This window comes from Actinorectispora metalli (assembly GCF_056323685.1).
The window spans coordinates 1,137,651-1,154,524 of sequence record NZ_JBREYE010000001.1; the positions used below are offsets into that span (position 1 = coordinate 1,137,651).

The window sequence follows — 16,874 nt, forward strand, 5'->3', positions numbered from 1 at the left end:
CTGATCAGCGGCAGGGCGGCTGGTACGGCAACTCGGGCAGCCGCGCCGCCCACTCCTCGGCATCCAGCACCGCCCTGGTGTCGGCGCAGATCCGCTCGACCGCGTCCGAGACGTCCAGGGACCAGACGCGGATGGCCCTGCCCTGGCTGCCGGTGATCAGCTTGCGGCCGTCCGGGCTGTACAGCAGGAAACCGCCGCCCTGATCCGGTGCGACCAGCGAGGTGCCGAGCGGGATGGGGTTGGCCAGGTCCGAGACGTCCCACAGCCGAAGCTCGTCGCCGGTGACCAGTCGGGTGCCGTCGGGGCTGAAGACGACGTCGTCGGCGTAGTCGGCCAGCGGCTCGCCGATCAGGGCGGGACGCGCCGGGTCGGTGACATTCCACAGCCGGACGGTCTTGTCGTCGCTGCTGCTGGCGAGGGTGCGGCTGTCGGGGCTGAACGCCACCGAGGTGATCACGCCAGCGTGGCCCTTGAGTTCGCTGTGCAGGGTGGCGTGCCGGGGGTCGGTGACATTCCACAGCCGGATGGTGTGGTCGTCGCTGGCGGTGGCCACCCGCTTGCCGTCCGGGCTGAACTGGGTGCTGCCGATCCAACCGTTGTGGCCGGTCAGCGGCTCACCCAGCGGCTGCGGCCGCTCGGGGTCGGAGACGTCCCACAGCCGGATCGCGTTGTCCCCGCTCGCGGTGGACAGCACCGGGGCGGTGGGGCTGAACGCGACGCTCTCGGCGTACTTGCTCATACCGGGCAGCGGCGCGCCGATCGGGCGGGCCTTGGCGGGGTCGCTGACATCCCACAGGCGCACCGTGAGGTCGGCGCTGCCTGTGGCCAACAGCTTGCCGTCGGCTGAGAACGCCGCCGAGTACACCGAGTTGCTGTGCCCGCTCAGGCTGTTGACCTGCCGGGGAGTCGCGCCGCGCAGGTCCCACAGCCGGACGTGCTCGCCATCCGCGGTGGCCAGCAGCGTGCCGTCGGGGCGCAGCGCGCCGGGGCCGATGGCCGCGGTGGGGCCGACGAGCAGACCGGCGGGCAGCGACCAGAACCGCACGACGTCATCGCCGCTGCCGGTGGCCAGACCGGTGCCGTCGGGGGCGAAGGAGACCGTGAACACCACCCCGGTGGCGCCCGACAGCGGCAGGCCCAGGGGTTCCGCGGCCGCCGGGTTGGCGGTGTTCCACAGCCGCGCGGTGCCGTCGGCGCTGCCGGAGACCAGCAGCGGCCGCTTCTCGTCGAAGGCCACCGACCACACCGGCCCGGTATGGCCGATCAAAGGCACGCCGACCGGTGCGCCGGTCGCGGTGTCCCACAGGCGGACCGTTTTGTCCTCGCTGCCCGTCGCGAGCAGCCGCCCGTCCGGGCTGAACGGCACCGCCCGCACGATGCCGGTGTGCCCGGTCAGGGTCCGCAGCGGGACCGGGTTGGCCTGGTCGGCGACGTTCCACAGGCGCGCGGTGTTGTCGTCGCTGCCGGAGGCGATCATCCTGCTGTCCGGGCTGTAGGACACCGAGCGCACCGCGGCGGCGTGCCCGGCCAGCGGCGGGCCCAGCGGCGCCCCGGTCGCCGCGTCCCATTGGCGGACGGTCTTGTCCTCGCTGGCGGAGGCGACGCGCTTGCCGTCGGGGCTGAACGCCACCAGATAGATGGTGCCCTCGTGACCCGCCAGCGGGGCGCCTCGCTGTTTGGGGTGGGCCGGGTCGGAGACGTCCCACAACCGCACCAGCTTGTCGTCGCCCGCCGTGGCCACGGTGTTCCCGTCGGGGCTGAACACCGCGGAACTCAGCCAGCTGCCGTGTCCGCCGAGTACGCCCAGCTCGCGGGGCTGGCGGCGGTCGCGCAGGTCCCACAGCCTGGCGGTGCGGTCATAGCTGGCGGTGACCAGAACCTGGCTGTCGTGGCGCCATGAGCTCCAATACACCGCGCCGGTGTGGCCGTGCATGGGCGTGGCCAGCGGGACCTGCTGGCTGGCGAGCAGCCTGCTCACCACGTGCGGGTCGTCGGGGCGGCTCCGGTGCGCCACCATGTTGAGCTGCGCCGCCAACGACGGGTTGCGTTCCACCCAGCGGTCCGCCTCCGCCACCACCTGGCGGAACACCGCGTCGTTGCGCTGCTGGTTGAACAGCCACGCCGCGACCACGGCGATCACCGCGAACACCGCGACCGCGGCGATACCGGCCCTGCGCGCCCACATCGAGCGGCGGCGGTGACGGCTGGAGGCCTCCAGGAGCTCCCTGGCCACCCCGGTCATCACGGCGGTGCCGCTGCGCACGGCCTGCTGCGCGGACTCCAGCCGGGCGCCCCGGTACAGCAGCGAGCTGTCGCGGTCCTGTTTGTCCCAGGCGCGGGCGTCCTCCTCCAGCCGCTGCCGGGTCAGGTTGCCCGCGCGGTCCTGGTCGATCCACTCCCGCAGCCGCGGCCACGCGCGCAGCAGGGCCTCGTGGGTGATCTCCACCGAACCGGCGTCCAGCGTGACCAGGCGCGCGGCGGCCAACGCCTCCAGCGCCTCCTCGGCGGCCGGGCTGCTGACGACCAGGTCGTCGCGGCTGCGGCGGCGCCGGGTGTCCTGGCCGTCCTCGGCGACCCGCACCAGCCGCAGCAGCGCGTTGCGCGCCGCTTCCTTCGCGGCGGGCGACAGCCGCGCCCAGGCCCGCTCGCCGGTGGCGGCCACCGCACCGTGGATGCCGCCGGTCGCGCGGTAACCGGCGACGGTCAGCTTGTTGGCCTGGCGGCGCTGCCAGGTGTTGAGCAGGGCGTGTGACAGCAGCGGCAGCGCGCCCGCGTCATAGGCGCCGTCGACCTCGCCTCGGCGCCGCTCGCCGACGCCGAGGTCACGCAGCAGCACCTCCTCCAGCCCCGGTTCGATGCGCAGCCCCACCGTCTTGGCAGGCCCCGCGATCGCTTCCCGCACCTCGTCCCGCGTCATCGGACCGAGCACCAGTTGGCGGTCCTGAAGGGCGGCGGCCAGCTCGGGATAGTCCAGGCAGCGGCTGTAGAAGTCGGCGCGGATGCCCAGCACCACCACGGCGGGGGCGTCCGCCCCCTGGCTGGCGATGCTCAGGGTGCGCAGGAACAGGCGCCGCTGCGCCTCGTCGTTGCACAGGGTGAAGATCTCTTCGAACTGGTCAACGACCGCGACCAGCGGTTCGGTCAGCGCGGCCCGCACCCGGTCGGCGAAATCCGCCTGTTCCGGCTCGTCCAACACCGCGTCGAGGACGGGGACCTGAAGCTGGAGTTCCTTTACCGGGTCGGTGCCCGGGGTGACCAACACCGTGCGCCGGGAGACGCCCGGCAGGGCGCCGTCGGCCAGCCGCGGCACCACCCCGGCCCGCAGCAGGGAGGACTTGCCCGCCCCTGACGCGCCCACCAGCATCACGATCCCGCCGGTGTCCACCGCCGCGGCCAGCCGCCGCAGCAACGCGTCCGTGGCGCGTTCGCGGCCGAAGAACCAGTTCGCCTGGTCCCGCCCGAACGCGGTCAGGCCCTGGTAGGGGCAGACGCCGCTGTCCTCGGGCTCGTCGGGCGCCGTTTCCTCCGCGCCCACCGGGCTGGCCAGCGCCTCGGTCCACAGCTGGTGCCAGGCCTTCAACTCGTACAGCCCGGCGACCACGGACTGCCTGCGCTGCTTGCGGGCCTCGCCGATGAGCACCTCGAGCACCGCGGCCAGTGCCGGGAACCGGGCGGGCACGTTGCGGCCCCGCCGCCAGTCGCTGACCCGCTGGGCCGTGACCCGCACCGGGCGTCCCCGCTCGTCGATCCGGCGGGCCCGCGCGACCGACTCGGTCACCTGCTTCAGCGGCGGGTCGCCCGCCTCCGCGTAGAGCAGCGCGAACCGCTCGGCGAACACCTCCCGCGGCCCCAAAGCCACCTCTGCCTACTCCCCGTCCGCTGCTCGACACCCGGTCCCGCATCCGGACCGGAAAACCAATTCGGCCTTCCTAGCTGCGCCTTTGGCACCGAATCCGTCCGGATCGATGCTGTAGCGCGCATCGGCTTGCATGCTGGTCCCTGCGCACCCAACCGAGCTGCTCGGGACGGGAGGCGCTGGGGGTTTTTCCGTCCCGAGCAGCTCCTCGCACAGCATTGCCACCGACGGCACACCCTAAGCCGACCCCGCTCGGCCTCAGTCGCCGCGTGCGCCCTCCATCTTCGCCGAACCCGGCACTCTCCCCGCCACCTGCCTGACAGGTTTTCGCGTTCACTCCCGTTGTCGGACTTGCGGTTCGGCGTTTCGGCTATCGCGGCACAATCTTCACTCTGGGGTCATTGAACCCGGGATTTGCGGACGACGTGGTGCCAGCCGAGGTCGGTGAGGAGGTCGACGAGTTCGCGGATGAAGGGGCGGAAGACGCGGAGGCGGGAGAAGCCCAGCAGCTTGTCGATCATCGGTACGGTGCGGTCGACCAGCATGCGGGTGCGGGTGCGGTCGGGTGAGCGGTCGTGGACCCAGAACAGGACGATGCCCATCTGGTACATCCACAGCAGGTCGGGCAGTTCCGCCAGCAGGACGGGGTCGGCCTTGACGCCCGAGCCGTCCACCACCTCGCGGAGCAGGGCGATGGCCTCGGTGCGGGACCAGGCGGACTCGTCGGAGAACGGGCTGAGCGGGCTCTCCGGGTTGGCGGCGTTCTTGAAGAACTGGGTGGCGAAGGCGTGGTAGGGCTCGGACGTGGTCAGCCAGGCGTGCATGGTGCCCGCCAGCCGGGAGGTGAAGTCCCGCTCCCGGCGCAGCACCGGCTCGGCGGCGAGCCGGTGCGCATCCTGGATGTGCCGGTAGAAGCCCTGGATCAGCTGTTCCTTGGAGTCGAAGTAGTAGTAGGCATTGCCCACCGACACCCCGGCCTCCCTGGCCACCGCGCGCATGGTGGTCTTGTCGTAGCCGTTCTCGACGAACAGGCGCAGCGCAGTGTCCACGATCAGCGACCGCGTCTGCTCGCTCTTGGAAGCGCCCTCAGTGGGCCTGCGCGCAGCTTCCTCCACCAAACGACTCCCCTCGTGCCACCTTGCGTAGTTTCGCCGCGGCAATCATCGCGGTGCGGGCAAGCGGACGCAGTTCCGGCCTGGACAGCTTCACCGCCTTGTCCCGATGATCGGCCAGCGCCCACAGGCACATCAACGCCGCGCTGTCGCCGGTGTAGACCTGCCCGCCGTCGCCGATGACGGTGATCTGGCGCAGCGTGGACTCGTGGTCGAACTCCGGGAACAGGCTGCGTGCCTTCACCGACCCCGCCGGGACCAGGTCCATCGGGACCAGCTTGGGCCTGCTCGACAGCCAGTCGCCCAGCCGGGCGCAGAGCGGGCAGTCGCGGTCGTAGAGCACGGTGAGCCTGCGCGGCGTCATGCCTGGCCACCGACCTTGGTCCAGCCCTCCTGCGGCACCGGCGCGGCAATGGCCGCCTCCAGCGAGCTACGGCGGCGCAGCCGGTTGAACACCCACACGTTGGCCAGGTGCAGCACGCCGAGCACCAGCAGCACCGTGCCGAGTTTCGCCGAGAGCAGTTCGATGGCGCCACGGGCGCCATCGACCACCTCGTCCGTGCGCAGGTAGAGCGCGATGAAACCGAAGTTGACCAGGTAGAACCCGACCACCAGCAGTTGGTTGACCGCGGCCGCCACCCGGGCGTCCTGGCCGAACACCTCGACCAGGAAGACCTTGCCGTTGCGGCTGAGCGCGCGGGCCACCCACACGGTCAGCCCCACCGCGATGACCACATAGCCCAAATAGGCGCCGATCTGCGGGTCCATGGACCCTCCCCAAGGTTTTGAACGTGTTCAACTTCCAACGGAACTGACGCTAGACCTGCTTTTGAACGCGTTCAAGAGGGTGTGTCCGGGGATACCCGAACGGCGGCGCTACCGTGAACACATGAGCGAACAGACCCGGCTGGCGCCCGGCGACCAGGCGCCCGACTTCAGCCTTCCCGACGCCGACGGCAACACCGTCTCGCTGGCCGACTACCGGGGCCGGTCGGTGATCGTCTACTTCTACCCCGCCGCGTCCACGCCGGGCTGCACCAAGCAGGCTTGCGACTTCCGCGACAACCTCGCCGAACTGGCCGAGGCGGGCGTCGACGTCATCGGCATCTCACCGGACAAGCCCGCGAAGCTGGCCAAGTTCCGCGACGCCGAGGGGCTCACGTTCCCGCTGCTGTCCGACGAGGACAAGAGCACGCTGGCCAAGTGGGGTGCCTTCGGTGAGAAGACGATGTACGGCAAGACCGTGACCGGGGTGATTCGCTCGACGTTCCTGGTCGACGCCGAGGGCAGGATCGCCAACGCCCTGTACAACGTCCGCGCCACCGGTCACGTCGCCAAGCTCCGCAAGGACCTCAAGCTCTAGCTCGATACCCGTGAGTGGGAGCCCCTGGTTGCCACTCACGGGGCTACCCACTGCGCGGGGTCAGTGGGACGCCGTGGTGCCCTTCGCCTCGTACATGGCCTTGTCGGCCGCCATCAGCACGGCCTCGCGGCTCCTGCCGTCCAGTTCGGCCCAGCCGACGGTGACGCCGACGGGCGTGCCGGGAGCGATGTCGGCCCACTTCTCGGCGGCCAGCGCGACCTGCACCCGCTTGCCCAGGGCGTGCGCGTCGGCCAGCGAGGTGCCGGTCAGCACCGCGACGAACTCGTCGCCGCCGTAGCGGGCGATGAAGTCGGTACGGCGGAACGTCCTGGTCAGCACCTCGGCGATCCGGCAGAGCACCCGGTCGCCGACCAGGTGGCCGTGCACCGTGTTGACCGCCTTGAACCGGTCGAGGTCCAGCACGCCGACCACAGCCTGCTCCCGGCGGGCCGCCAGGTCGGCCAGGCGCTCATCGAAGTGGCGGCGGTTGGGCAGGCCGGTCAGCGGGTCGGTGAGCGCGGCGTTGGCGTAGCTGGTCAGCGCCTCGGACATGGCCACCCGGTCGAGTTCGGCGGTCACGCCCTGGAACGCCATCCGCTGGCACTGCCGCATCAGGTCGGTGGCCAGGCGCAGCGCGTCGCGTTCCACGGCCAGCGCGGCGGCGTGCTCGCCGACCGAGACCAGCGCGAGCGAGCGCAGCCGCAGCACCTCGACAGGATTGCCCGGCCCGGTCCTGGTGAGGGTGTCGAGGAAGACGATGGCCTCCCGGCCGCGGCCACGCGCGATGGCCAGGCAGGCCTGGAGCATCAGCCGCATATCGGCGATATGGGCGTTCATCGGACCCGGCGGCCACAGCCGCTCCGGGTCGACGCCGGGATGTCCGCCCAGCGCCGCCAGCCGGGCCGCGGCGTAGGCCAGGCAGACCTGGTCGGCGTAGTACAGGGTGTCCCAGTCGGTGTCCGCGTGTTGCCTGGCCAGCAGGCTGAGCGCCTCAAGCTCGCGGATGCAGGACTCGGTGTCGCCGTGGTGGTCGTAGATCAGCGCCGAGAGGGTGCGGGAGACGGTGCCGAGCATGCCGAAGCCCCAGCGCTGGGCTTCCTCGCGGCAGCGCAGGTTGTACTCGCTCGCCTTATCGACCAGGCCGACGATGCTGGCCGCGTAGGCCAGGTCGGCCCAGGCCAGCGCGGTGGACACGCTGGGCATCGGGTCGGCGTCGGCGGCCCTGGCACCTTGCACGATGTGTTCGATGGCGCGGTCGGCGGCGCCGTAGAGGGCCGCGACGCTGCCGTTGATGGCGTGGAACTCGGCGAGCAGGGTCGGCTCCGGGCAGCGTTCCAGCACGGTCTGGGCGCGCTCGGAGGCGGACTGGAACTCGCGGGGGCGGGCGACCGCCTCGTAGAACAGGCCCGTCAGGTGGTAGAGGTGGGCCTGCGTGCGTTCGAACGGATCATTCGCCCGGTGTAACACGTCTATTGCACGGACGGCGACATCGCGGGTTTTGCCTTGCCGCATCAGAATCTCTAGATCCTGGCACTCGCCGGCGAAGCGAGTGCGATCCCGGGTTGTCACTCCGCCATTCCCTCCATCGAGGTCCATGCCGAGAGGGCAGTATCGTACATTTGGCGCACTCGTGGTGCTGTGATGGCCTAAATGGGCAACAGTTAAATTCTAGCTCCGTTGTCGGAGGTTTCTTTCGCGGCGAACATCGCCCGGTCGGCGGCCATGAGCACCGCCTCACAGGGACGGCCGTCCAGTTCGGCCCACCCGATCGTGATACCCACCGGGGTGCCCGGTGCGAGATCGGACCAGTTCGCCGTCGACAGTGCGGCTCGGGCGCGCTCGCCCAGTTTGTGTGCCTCCGAGAGCGATGTCCCGGTCACAATCGCCACGAATTCATCGCCGCCATAGCGGGCGATGAAGTCGTTGCGGCGGAATGCGCGGGCCAGGATCTCCGCGACCCGCCGCAGCACCCGGTCGCCCACGACATGCCCGTGCACGGTGTTCACGGCCTTGAACAGGTCGAGGTCCAACACACCGACAATGGCCCGCTCCTGCCTGCGGGACAGCTCGTCGAGGCGGTCCTCGAAGTGCCTGCGGTTGGGCAGTCCGGTGAGCGGGTCGGTGAGGGCGGCGTTGGCGTAGCTGGCCAGGGTGCTGCTGAGCTGGTCGCGTTCCAGCCCGGCCACCGCGCCCTCGGCGGCCAGTTGCCGGATGCGCAGCATGGACTGCGCCGCGGCCCGGAAGGCCTGCCGCTCCGCGGCCAGCGCCGCCGTGTACTCCCCGGCCGAGGCCAGCGCCAGCGACCGCAGCCGCAGCACCTCCACCGGGCGGATCGGGTCGACCATCCGCACCGACTTCAGCAGCGGCAGCGCATCGGCGCCGCGGCCTGCGGCGATGGCCATGCAGGCCCTGGTGAGCAGCCGGTAGTCGGCGGTGAGCGGGTTGTCCGGCGGGCTGGGGAACAGCAGCCACGGGTTGAAGCCGGGGTCGCCGCCCAGCGCGGCCAGCCGCGCCGCTGCGTAGGCGAAGGTCTCCCGGTCGGAGTTGGTCACCCGGCCCGCGTCGCGGGCCAGTATCCGGCGCGCGGTGTCGGCGAGTTGCTCAAGCGCCCTGGCGGCGCCCTCGGTGTCGCCGTGGTGGTCGTAGGCCAGCGCCATCTCCAGCTTGATCCAGCCGCCGTTGGGCGCCAGGTTCCAACGGGCGCCCAGTTCCTGGCTGCGCAGCAGCGAGTCCATCGCGCGCTCGCGCAGCCCGGCGGCGATCTCCGAGCAGGCCAGGTCGTACCAGGCTATGGCCGTGGTCAGGCACGGCTCGGGCTCGCTCGCCAGTGCCTGCTGGCCCTGCACGAGGTGCACGATCGCGCGGTCGGCGGCGCCGGTCAGCGAGTCGACCACCGCGGCCAGCGCGTGGAACTCGCCGAGCAGGGAAGGCATGGGGAATCGATCCAGCGCTTCTTCGGCCTCGGTCAGCGCTCCCGCGAATACCGGATGGGTCGTTCGGCCCAGATAATGTAGGGCACCCAGCCGAAACAGTTGCGCCTGAGTCGCTTCAAAGGGATTCAGGGAGTTGCGCGCGATATGGCGTGCACAAGCTTCCACCTCGGCAGCCCGGCCCTTGGCCAGCAGCTGCCACAGGTGTTCGCAGTCGCCCGCTAGACGACCGGGATCCTGGCTTGTCACACCCTTGTGCTCCTCCCAAAGCACCGCTACGGCACGGCCCCGTGGAGCTCCATTGCACCAGAGTACGGCGGGTAATGGGTCAGGGCCATTCTCTTACGTACGGTTAGAAAATGGCGATAACCGGCCGGTAACGATAACGGGTTTATTCTGTTTTGGTGAAGGTCGTATATCGACTACAAGGTTTACTGTTTTTATCCCAATGACCCCTATTCCACATGGGTCAGTGCTGAGAGAGAACCAATCGGTGGATCGGGTCCAGGAGTGCCCGCATCGCCCGGCCGCGGTGGGAGGCCGCGTCCTTCTCCTGGGGAGCCATCTCGGCGGAGGTTCGCCGCTCGCCCTCGGGCAGGAAGATCGGGTCGTAACCGAACCCGTTGGTGCCACGCATGTCTCTAATGAGCCACCCTCGCCATTCGCCGCGGACCACGGTCTCCCGCCCGTCGGGCAGGACCAGCGCCGCGGCGCACACGAAGGCGGCGCCGCGCCGCTCATCGGGCACATCGGTCAGTTGCGCGAGCACCAGGTCCAGGTTGGCCTGGTCATCGCCGTGCCCACCCGCCCAGCGGGCGGAGAGCACGCCGGGCATGCCGTTCAAGGCGTCCACGGCGAGCCCGGAGTCGTCGGCGACCGAGGGCAGCCCGGTGGCCGCCGCCGCGTCCCTGGCCTTGGCCAGCGCGTTCTCCTCGAAGGTCGCGCCGGTCTCCGGGGCTTCCGGGAACGGCGGCACGTCGTCGAGGCCGACGACGGTGAGGCCCTCGACGCCCGCGGCCGCCATGATGCGCCGCAGCTCGGCGAGCTTCTTGGCGTTGCGGCTGGCGAGCAGCAGAGTGCTCATGCCTTGGTCTCCGGCAGTGCGCCCGGATAGGGCAGCGCCAGCGCCTCCTGCTGAAGCTCGGTGAGCCGCGCGCAGCCCGACAGCGCCAGGTCCAGCATCTTGTCCAATGTGGACCGCGCGAAGGTGGCGCCCTCACCGGTGCCCTGGATCTCCACCAGCGTGCCGGTGTCGGTGGCCACCACATTCATGTCCACCTCGGCGCGGGCGTCCTCCTCGTACGGCAGGTCCAGCCGGACCCTGCCGTCCACCACCCCGACGCTGACCGCGGCGATCGAGCAGGCCAACGGCTTGGGGTCGGCCAGTTTGCCCGCCGCGCCCAGCCAGGTGATGGCGTCCGACAACGCGACGAAGGCGCCGGTGATCGCGGCGGTCCTGGTGCCGCCGTCGGCCTGCACCACATCGCAGTCGATCATGATCGTGTTCTCGCCCAGCGCGGCGAGGTCGATGCAGGACCGCAGCGAGCGGCCGATCAGCCTGCTGATCTCGTGGGTGCGCCCGCCGACCCTGCCCTTGACCGACTCGCGGTCGCTGCGGCTGTGGGTGGCCGAGGGCAGCATGGCGTACTCGGCGGTCACCCAGCCAAGGCCGGAGCCGGCTCGCCAGCGCGGAACGCCTTCCTGGACGCTGGCCGCGCACAGCACTTTCGTGCGGCCGAACTCGATCAGGACCGACCCGGCGGGCCATTCCTGAAAACCGCGGGTAATGCGGACTTCCCGCAACGATTCGTCACTTCTGCCATCGACACGTGCCACCCGCTTAGCCTAATGTTGCGCGACCACGCTCCGGTGGCGAGGGGACCTCTGGACGGTGTTTGATCACATGGACGCCAACCGGGAGATCCCATGACGATTGCCGGACCCCTGTTCACCGTCGACGGCCTGCCGCTGCATCCGCTGGTGGTGCACGCCGTCGTCGTGCTGCTGCCGCTGGCCGCGGTCGGCTCGATGCTGCTGGCGATCAACCCCGCTTGGCGGCGCCGCTACAGCAGGCCGGTGCTGGGTATCGCGGCACTGGCCATCGCCGCGGTGCCGGTCGCGCAGACCACCGGCGAGCAGTTGCAGTCACGGCTGGGCGCGGTCGACAACGAGGCCCTCACCCGGCACGTCGGGCTGGGCACGACCGTGTTGCCGATCGCGCTGGTCTTCGGCGTCACGCTGGTCATCGCCCTGGTGGCGGGTCGGCTCGCGGACCGGGAACGCGACGCGGAGTCCCGCGCCGTCCCGCACGAGGCGGGCGAACCGCAGCACGCCGCGGTGCCGAAGCTGTGGCGGCGCATCTCGGTGGTGGCCGCGGTGCTGCTGGTGCTGTCCTCCGCCGCCGTGATCACCCAGGTGGTGCTCACCGGCCACAGCGGCTCGCAGGCCGTGTGGACCGGCGTGGGCACCGAATGAGCTAGATCCGGTACTTCGCGCCCTGGTCCACCAGTTCCACTTCGCTGTGGAAGACGCTGGTGGCCTCCGAGAGCACGGTTCGCGGGTCGGTGACCGGCGCCAGGTGGGTCAGCAGCAAGCGCCCCACGTCGGCGCGCTTCGCGACGAGTCCCGCGTCGCGGCCGGACATGTGCAGGTCGGGCGGGTTGCCGTCGTCATGCGGCCAGGTGGCCTCGGCCAGCAGCGCGTCGGCGCCCGCGGCGAGGGCCAGGAGGGCGTCGCAGGTGCCGGTGTCACCGCTGTAGCAGAGCGTCCTGCCGCCCGCGGTGATGCGGAAGCCGTAGGAGTCGGAGGGGTGGGCGACCTCCGCGACGGTCACCTCGAACGGTCCGATGTGGATGGTGCCGGGCCGCAGCGGGTGGAAGTCGAAGACATCGCCGAGGTCCTCGGCCAGCCGCTCCGCCTCGTCGGGCGCGTAGGCGGCGGCCAGCCTGGTGGGCGCCTCGATCGGCGCGTGCACCGGCAGGCGGTGCTTGGCCGGGTCCAGCGCCGGGCTGGGGTGATGCCGCCGCCACACCGTCAGCGCGGTGAAATCGGCGCAGTGGTCCGGGTGCAGATGCGACAGCAGCACCGCGCCGAGGGAGAGGGGATCACAGTGCGTCTGCAGCGAAGCCATGGTCCCGTTGCCGAGATCCATCACGAGCCGGAAACCCTCGGCTTCCAGCAGATATCCGGACGCCGCGCGATTCGGACCGGGCACGCTCCCGGAACAACCGAGGATGGTCAGCAACACGATTCAAAATCGTGACACACCTTGCCCCGGCACCGCAGACATTTGTTGATCGATCCGGTCACGGATCTCCGGCGGCTACAGCTCGCGGATCGGGCCGAGGAAGCGGCGGGCGAGCTTGGCGAAGGGCTCGGCAGGGCCGGTGGCGATGAACTCGTGGCGGACCGGGGCGTCGGGGTCCGCATCGCGGAGCAGGTCGTCGCGGGTGAGCACACGGACGACGTCCTTGGCGGTCTCCTCGGCGCTGGAGACCAGCGTGACCTCCTCCCCCATCACGATCTGGAGCACGCCGGTCAGCAGCGGGTAGTGCGTGCAGCCGAGCACCAGAGTGTCCACATCGGCCTGTTGCAGCGGCTCGAGGTAGCCCTGGGCCAGGCCGAGCACCTGTCGTCCGCTGGTGATACCGCGTTCGATGAAGTCCACGAAGCGCGGACACGCCACGCTGGTGACCTGAACATCGCGCACCGCGTGGAAGGCGTCCTCGTAGGCGCCGGAGGTGATGGTGGCGCGGGTGCCGATCACGCCGACCCGACCGGTGTGGGTGGCGGCGACGGCCCGGCGGACCGCGGGCAGCACGACCTCCACCACCGGGATGTCGTAGCGCTCCCTGGCGTCCCGCAGACACGCCGACGAGGCGCTGTTGCACGCGATCACCAGCAGTTTCACCCCGTCGGCGACCAGCTTGTCGGCCACCGCCAGCGCGTGGGCGCGCACCTCGGGGATCGGCAGCGGGCCGTACGGCCCGTTGGCGGTGTCGCCGACGTAGCGCAGGTTCTCGCCGGGCAGTTGGTCCAGGATCGCGCGGGCCACGGTGAGCCCGCCGACGCCGGAGTCGAAGATGCCGATCGGCGCCTCGGTGTTCGCGTTCATCGTGGCTGCTCCCAGGTCACGGCGGGTTTACGCGTCCGCGGTGCGGGACGAGCGTAGACCCAGGCCGCGACGAGGCCGCCCATCACACCGAACAGGTGGCCCTGCCAGGAGATGTTGGGCTCGCCCGGCAGCACACCCCAGAGCAGGCCGCCCCAGTAGAAGAACAACACGACCGCCACCGCGATCTGCTTGAGGCTGCCGTTGAAGATGCCGCGCACCAACAGGAACGCCAGCCAGCCGAAGGCGAGTCCGGACGCTCCCACGTGGACGCTTTCGGGCGGCGCGGTGAACCAGGTGCCAACGCCCCCGATGATCCAGATCAACGCGGTGACACCGACCCACTGGCCGATGCCACCCGCCATTGCCAGGAACCCGAACAACAGCACCGGCGCGGTGTTTCCGCCGAGGTGGCTGTAGTCGGCATGCAGCAGCGGCGCCCACAACACGCCTGCCAACCCGTCCAGTACGCGTGGGCGGATGCCGTAATAGTCCAGACCGAGACCGGAGGCGACATCGACGATCTCCACCGCGTAGAGCAGGGCGGTGAACGCCAGGATCAGCAAGGCCGCCTGGAACGGCTCCGGGGGCAACACCCGGTTGGCCGTTGAACCCCGTTTGCGGGACGCGGGAACCGACTCCACAGCGTGGAGCCTAACCGTTGGTCTACCCCGGGTAATCGGCGCTTCACCCTGTCGTCGTCCCGTTCGGGAGTAATGATGTCTCTGGCAAGCACCTGGAGACGAGGAGGCGGGATGGTCGAGGTCGCGCTGCGCTGCGACGCCCAACTCGGCGAGGGCCCGACCTGGGACTCCCGCACCGCGTCGCTGCTGTGGGTGGACATCACCGGCTGCCGGGTGCACCGGTTCGACCCGTCGACAGGCGCCGACCAGCCCACCGAGGTGCCGCAGCAGGTGGGCGCCGCCAAGCCACGCACGGCAGGCGGGCTGGTGTTGAACCTGCGGGACGGCATCGCGCTGGCCGACGCGGGCGGTGACCTGCGGTGGCTGGTGTACTGGGCCCGCGAAGGCGTCCGCGGCAACGACGCGGCGGTGGACGCGGCGGGCAGGCTGTGGGCCGGCACCATGCGCGACGACCAGTCCGAGGGCGGCGGCTGGCTGGCCAGGGTGCTGCCGAACGGCGCCGCGAAGGTGGTGCTGCCCACCGTGTCGATCAGCAACGGCATCGGCTGGAGCCCCGACAACTCGCGCATGTACTACGTGGACTCGCCGACCCGGCGGATCGACGTGTTCGACTTCGACGTCTCGGCGGGCACGGCATCCGATCGCAGGCCGCTGTGCGAGGTGGCGGACACCGAGGGCGTTCCGGACGGGCTGTGCGTCGACGCCGACGGCTGCGTGTGGGTCGCCCTGCACGGCGGTTCCGCCGTGCGGCGCTACACCCCGGACGGCGAGTTGGACCGCGAGGTCGAGGTGCCGGTGACGCAGCCGACGGCGTGCTGCTTCGGCGGTCCGGATCTCACCGACCTCTACATCACCACCGCCCGCGAGGGACTCCAGCCGGAGCAGGAGCGGGAGCAGCACTTAGCGGGCTCGCTGCTGGTGCTGCCCGAGGCCGCTCAGGGGATGCCCAGCCCGGTGTTCGTGGGGTGAGAAACCCGTGAGTGGTAACCAACTCGGTCACCACTCACAGGTTTGAGCTGGGGTCACGCCCAGAGGTGGCCGTCGAGGCGGGCGGCGGCTTCTTCGAGGGTGCCGCTGTAGGCGCCGGTGGACAGGTACTTCCAGCCGCCGTCGGCGACGATGAAGACGATGTCCGCCTGCTCCCCCGCGCCCGCGGCCTTCTCGGCGGCGCCGAGCGCGGCGTGCAGGATGGCGCCGGTGGAGATGCCCGCGAAGATGCCCTCGCTCTCCAGTAGCTGCCGGGTCCGCTTGAGCGCGTCGTGCGAGCCGACGGAGTACCGCCCGGTCAGCACGGCCGGGTCGTACAACTCGGGCACGAAGCCCTCGTCGAGGTTGCGCAGCCCGTACACCAGGTCGCCGTAGCGGGGTTCGGCGGCGATGATCTGCACGTCGGGCTTCTGCTCGCGCAGGTAGCGCCCGACGCCGACCAGGGTGCCGGTGGTGCCGAGGCCGGCCACGAAGTGCGTGACGGTGGGCAGGTCGCGCAGGATCTCCGGGCCGGTGCCGCGGTAGTGCGCGCCCGCGTTGTCCGGGTTGCCGTACTGGTAGAGCATGACCCAGTCCGGGTGCTCGGCGGCGAGTTCCTTGGCCACCGCGACGGCCTGGTTGGAGCCGCCCGCGGCGGGCGAGAAGATGATGCGGGCGCCGTAGGCCTGCAACAGCTGACGCCGCTCGTCGGAGGTGTTCTCCGGCATCACGCAGACCAGGGCGTAGCCCTTGAGCTTGGCCGCCATGGCCAGCGAGATGCCGGTGTTGCCCGAGGTCGGTTCCAGGATCGTGCAGCCGGGCGTGAGCCGCCCGGCCCGCTCCGCCGCCTCGATCATGGCCAGCGCGGGGCGGTCCTTGATCGAGCCGGTCGGGTTGCGGTCCTCCAGCTTGGCCCAGAGCCGCACACCCTCGGACGGGGACAGCCGGGGCAGTCCCACCAGCGGTGTGTCGCCGAGGGCGTGGAGCAGGGAGTCGTACCTGGCCACCGGGGGCCTCCTCCTAGCGCGAACCGCCTGCGACGGCGGGCAGGATCGTCACGTTGTCGCCGTCCTTGACGGCCGCGTCCAGACCACCGGCGAAGCGCACGTCCTCGTCGTTGACGTAGACGTTCACGAAGCGGTGCAGGGAACCGTCCTTGACCAGGCGCTGCTTGAGACCGCCGTGGCGCGACTCGAGGTCGTCGATGACCTCGAGGACGGTGGCGCCGCTCGCGGGTACGGACTTCTCGCCGCCGGTGTGCGTGCGCAGGATGGTGGGGATGGAAACGTTGACGGCCACGATTGACCTCTCCTCATCGATGTACTTCGGCCCTTGACCCAGCTGACGCGCCGATCGCGCGCGTGCGGCTCAGCAGTCCGGAACGTCGTCCGCGCCGGTGTGCGCGAACAGGTAGGACTCGACGACCTCGACCGGCTCCTCGGTGACCACACCGTCGACGATGCGGTAGGAACGCAACTCGTGTTCCTGCGGGTCACGGGTGGAGACCAGGACGTAGTGGGCATCCGGCTCGGAAGCGTAGGAGATGTCGGTGCGCGACGGGTAGGCCTCGGTCGCGGTGTGCGAGTGGTAGATGACCACGGGCACCTCGTCGCGGGCGTCCATATCGCGCCACACCCGAAGCTGTTCCATGGAGTCGAAGCGGTAGAAGGTCGGCGAGCGCTCCGCGTTGACCATCTCGATGAACCGCTCGGGACGATCCGAGCCCGCGGAACCGGCGATCACCCCGCACGCCTCATCGGGGTGATCCCGACGGGCATGGGCGACCATCGCATCCACGAGGTCACGTCGAATCACCAGCACGGGTCCATCCTACGGGGTGAAAGCCGCGCTGAAAGTGGGACGTTCACCCCACTTCGACCGGGAATACTTCC

At 70.4% G+C, this 16,874-nt stretch carries 17 protein-coding genes; 3 read left to right on the top strand and 14 right to left on the bottom strand.

Annotated features, from left to right (window positions below; all coding sequences use genetic code 11):
• Positions 1–4 precede the first annotated feature (4 nt).
• The 4 genes from ACU6XJ_RS05255 to ACU6XJ_RS05270 form a co-directional block, all read right to left on the bottom strand.
• Positions 5–3,859: an NACHT and WD repeat domain-containing protein gene (locus ACU6XJ_RS05255; RefSeq protein ID WP_476307252.1), complete on the bottom strand. Its 3,855-nt coding sequence runs from the start codon at positions 3,857–3,859 to the stop codon at positions 5–7.
• Positions 3,860–4,254: 395 nt separating this feature from the next.
• Complete coding sequence (locus tag ACU6XJ_RS05260) at positions 4,255–4,971, bottom strand: TetR/AcrR family transcriptional regulator (protein WP_476307253.1); 717 nt, start codon at positions 4,969–4,971, stop codon at positions 4,255–4,257.
• On the bottom strand, positions 4,943–5,332 hold the full coding sequence (locus ACU6XJ_RS05265; protein WP_476307254.1) for a thiol-disulfide oxidoreductase DCC family protein: 390 nt from the start codon (positions 5,330–5,332) through the stop codon (positions 4,943–4,945). Before ACU6XJ_RS05265 ends, ACU6XJ_RS05260 begins: the two co-directional genes overlap by 29 nt.
• Positions 5,329–5,736, bottom strand: coding sequence for a hypothetical protein (locus tag ACU6XJ_RS05270; RefSeq protein ID WP_476307256.1), 408 nt, complete (start codon positions 5,734–5,736; stop codon positions 5,329–5,331). Before ACU6XJ_RS05270 ends, ACU6XJ_RS05265 begins: the two co-directional genes overlap by 4 nt.
• 121 nt (positions 5,737–5,857) lie before the next feature.
• On the opposite strand from ACU6XJ_RS05270, the gene bcp reads away from it, so the two are divergent.
• Positions 5,858–6,331, top strand: a complete 474-nt coding sequence (gene bcp / locus ACU6XJ_RS05275; protein WP_476307258.1) for a thioredoxin-dependent thiol peroxidase — start codon at positions 5,858–5,860, stop codon at positions 6,329–6,331.
• 60 nt (positions 6,332–6,391) lie between these two features.
• Here the strand turns inward: bcp and ACU6XJ_RS05280 are convergent, their stop codons facing one another.
• The 4 genes from ACU6XJ_RS05280 to rph all read right to left on the bottom strand — a co-directional run bounded on the left by ACU6XJ_RS05280 (position 6,392) and on the right by rph (position 11,097).
• Entirely contained in the window at positions 6,392–7,843 is a 1,452-nt protein-coding gene (locus ACU6XJ_RS05280) for a GGDEF domain-containing protein (protein WP_476307260.1), read from the bottom strand.
• Between the two features lie 149 nt (positions 7,844–7,992).
• Positions 7,993–9,264, bottom strand: coding sequence for a GGDEF domain-containing protein (locus tag ACU6XJ_RS05285; RefSeq protein ID WP_476307261.1), 1,272 nt, complete (start codon positions 9,262–9,264; stop codon positions 7,993–7,995).
• Positions 9,265–9,730: 466 nt separating this feature from the next.
• Positions 9,731–10,345 (bottom strand): RdgB/HAM1 family non-canonical purine NTP pyrophosphatase, encoded by a 615-nt coding sequence (gene rdgB / locus ACU6XJ_RS05290; protein ID WP_476307262.1) that lies wholly within the window; start codon positions 10,343–10,345, stop codon positions 9,731–9,733.
• Positions 10,342–11,097 (bottom strand): ribonuclease PH, encoded by a 756-nt coding sequence (gene rph / locus ACU6XJ_RS05295; protein ID WP_476307263.1) that lies wholly within the window; start codon positions 11,095–11,097, stop codon positions 10,342–10,344. Before rph ends, rdgB begins: the two co-directional genes overlap by 4 nt.
• 90 nt (positions 11,098–11,187) lie before the next feature.
• Here rph and ACU6XJ_RS05300 point away from each other — a divergent pair, with 90 nt between their 5' ends.
• The gene (locus ACU6XJ_RS05300) at positions 11,188–11,736 is read left to right on the top strand and encodes a DUF2231 domain-containing protein (RefSeq protein WP_476307264.1); all 549 of its coding nucleotides are present in this window, start codon (positions 11,188–11,190) and stop codon (positions 11,734–11,736) included.
• A gap of 1 nt (position 11,737) precedes the next feature.
• On the opposite strand, the gene ACU6XJ_RS05305 is transcribed toward ACU6XJ_RS05300, so the two are convergent.
• From ACU6XJ_RS05305 to ACU6XJ_RS05315, 3 genes are all read right to left on the bottom strand, one after another.
• A complete protein-coding gene (locus ACU6XJ_RS05305) occupies positions 11,738–12,508 on the bottom strand; it encodes an MBL fold metallo-hydrolase (protein ID WP_476307265.1) in 771 nt (256 codons plus the stop codon).
• A gap of 75 nt (positions 12,509–12,583) precedes the next feature.
• Positions 12,584–13,375 carry a glutamate racemase gene (gene murI / locus ACU6XJ_RS05310; RefSeq protein WP_476307266.1) on the bottom strand — a complete coding sequence of 264 codons (792 nt, stop codon included), beginning with the start codon at positions 13,373–13,375 and terminating at the stop codon, positions 12,584–12,586.
• The gene (locus ACU6XJ_RS05315) at positions 13,372–13,968 is read right to left on the bottom strand and encodes a rhomboid family intramembrane serine protease (RefSeq protein ID WP_476313811.1); all 597 of its coding nucleotides are present in this window, start codon (positions 13,966–13,968) and stop codon (positions 13,372–13,374) included. The genes murI and ACU6XJ_RS05315 overlap by 4 nt, the downstream gene beginning before the upstream one ends.
• 159 nt (positions 13,969–14,127) lie before the next feature.
• Between ACU6XJ_RS05315 and ACU6XJ_RS05320 the strand changes: the two genes are divergently transcribed.
• Positions 14,128–14,985 carry an SMP-30/gluconolactonase/LRE family protein gene (locus tag ACU6XJ_RS05320; RefSeq protein WP_476307268.1) on the top strand — a complete coding sequence of 286 codons (858 nt, stop codon included), beginning with the start codon at positions 14,128–14,130 and terminating at the stop codon, positions 14,983–14,985.
• A gap of 53 nt (positions 14,986–15,038) precedes the next feature.
• On the opposite strand, the gene ACU6XJ_RS05325 is transcribed toward ACU6XJ_RS05320, so the two are convergent.
• The 3 genes from ACU6XJ_RS05325 to ACU6XJ_RS05335 form a co-directional block, all read right to left on the bottom strand.
• Positions 15,039–15,989, bottom strand: coding sequence for a PLP-dependent cysteine synthase family protein (locus ACU6XJ_RS05325; RefSeq protein WP_476307270.1), 951 nt, complete (start codon positions 15,987–15,989; stop codon positions 15,039–15,041).
• Between the two features lie 13 nt (positions 15,990–16,002).
• Complete coding sequence (locus ACU6XJ_RS05330; RefSeq protein ID WP_476307272.1) at positions 16,003–16,281, bottom strand: MoaD/ThiS family protein; 279 nt, start codon at positions 16,279–16,281, stop codon at positions 16,003–16,005.
• Between the two features lie 69 nt (positions 16,282–16,350).
• Positions 16,351–16,803 carry a M67 family metallopeptidase gene (locus ACU6XJ_RS05335; protein WP_476307273.1) on the bottom strand — a complete coding sequence of 151 codons (453 nt, stop codon included), beginning with the start codon at positions 16,801–16,803 and terminating at the stop codon, positions 16,351–16,353.
• Positions 16,804–16,874: the final 71 nt, after the last annotated feature.

Bases quoted from the DNA above. Each gene is read 5' to 3' on its own strand.
- ACU6XJ_RS05270 (WP_476307256.1), bottom strand. From the start codon at position 5,736: ATGGACCCGCAGATCGGCGCCTATTTGGGCTATGTGGTCATCGCGGTG.
- ACU6XJ_RS05285 (WP_476307261.1), bottom strand. From the start codon at position 9,264: ATGCCTTCCCTGCTCGGCGAGTTCCACGCGCTGGCCGCGGTGGTCGAC.
- ACU6XJ_RS05280 (WP_476307260.1), bottom strand. From the start codon at position 7,843: ATGCGGCAAGGCAAAACCCGCGATGTCGCCGTCCGTGCAATAGACGTG.
- ACU6XJ_RS05265 (WP_476307254.1), bottom strand. From the start codon at position 5,332: ATGACGCCGCGCAGGCTCACCGTGCTCTACGACCGCGACTGCCCGCTC.
- ACU6XJ_RS05320 (WP_476307268.1), top strand. From the start codon at position 14,128: ATGGTCGAGGTCGCGCTGCGCTGCGACGCCCAACTCGGCGAGGGCCCG.
- rdgB (WP_476307262.1), bottom strand. From the start codon at position 10,345: ATGAGCACTCTGCTGCTCGCCAGCCGCAACGCCAAGAAGCTCGCCGAG.
- ACU6XJ_RS05300 (WP_476307264.1), top strand. From the start codon at position 11,188: ATGACGATTGCCGGACCCCTGTTCACCGTCGACGGCCTGCCGCTGCAT.
- murI (WP_476307266.1), bottom strand. From the start codon at position 13,375: ATGAACGCGAACACCGAGGCGCCGATCGGCATCTTCGACTCCGGCGTC.
- bcp (WP_476307258.1), top strand. From the start codon at position 5,858: ATGAGCGAACAGACCCGGCTGGCGCCCGGCGACCAGGCGCCCGACTTC.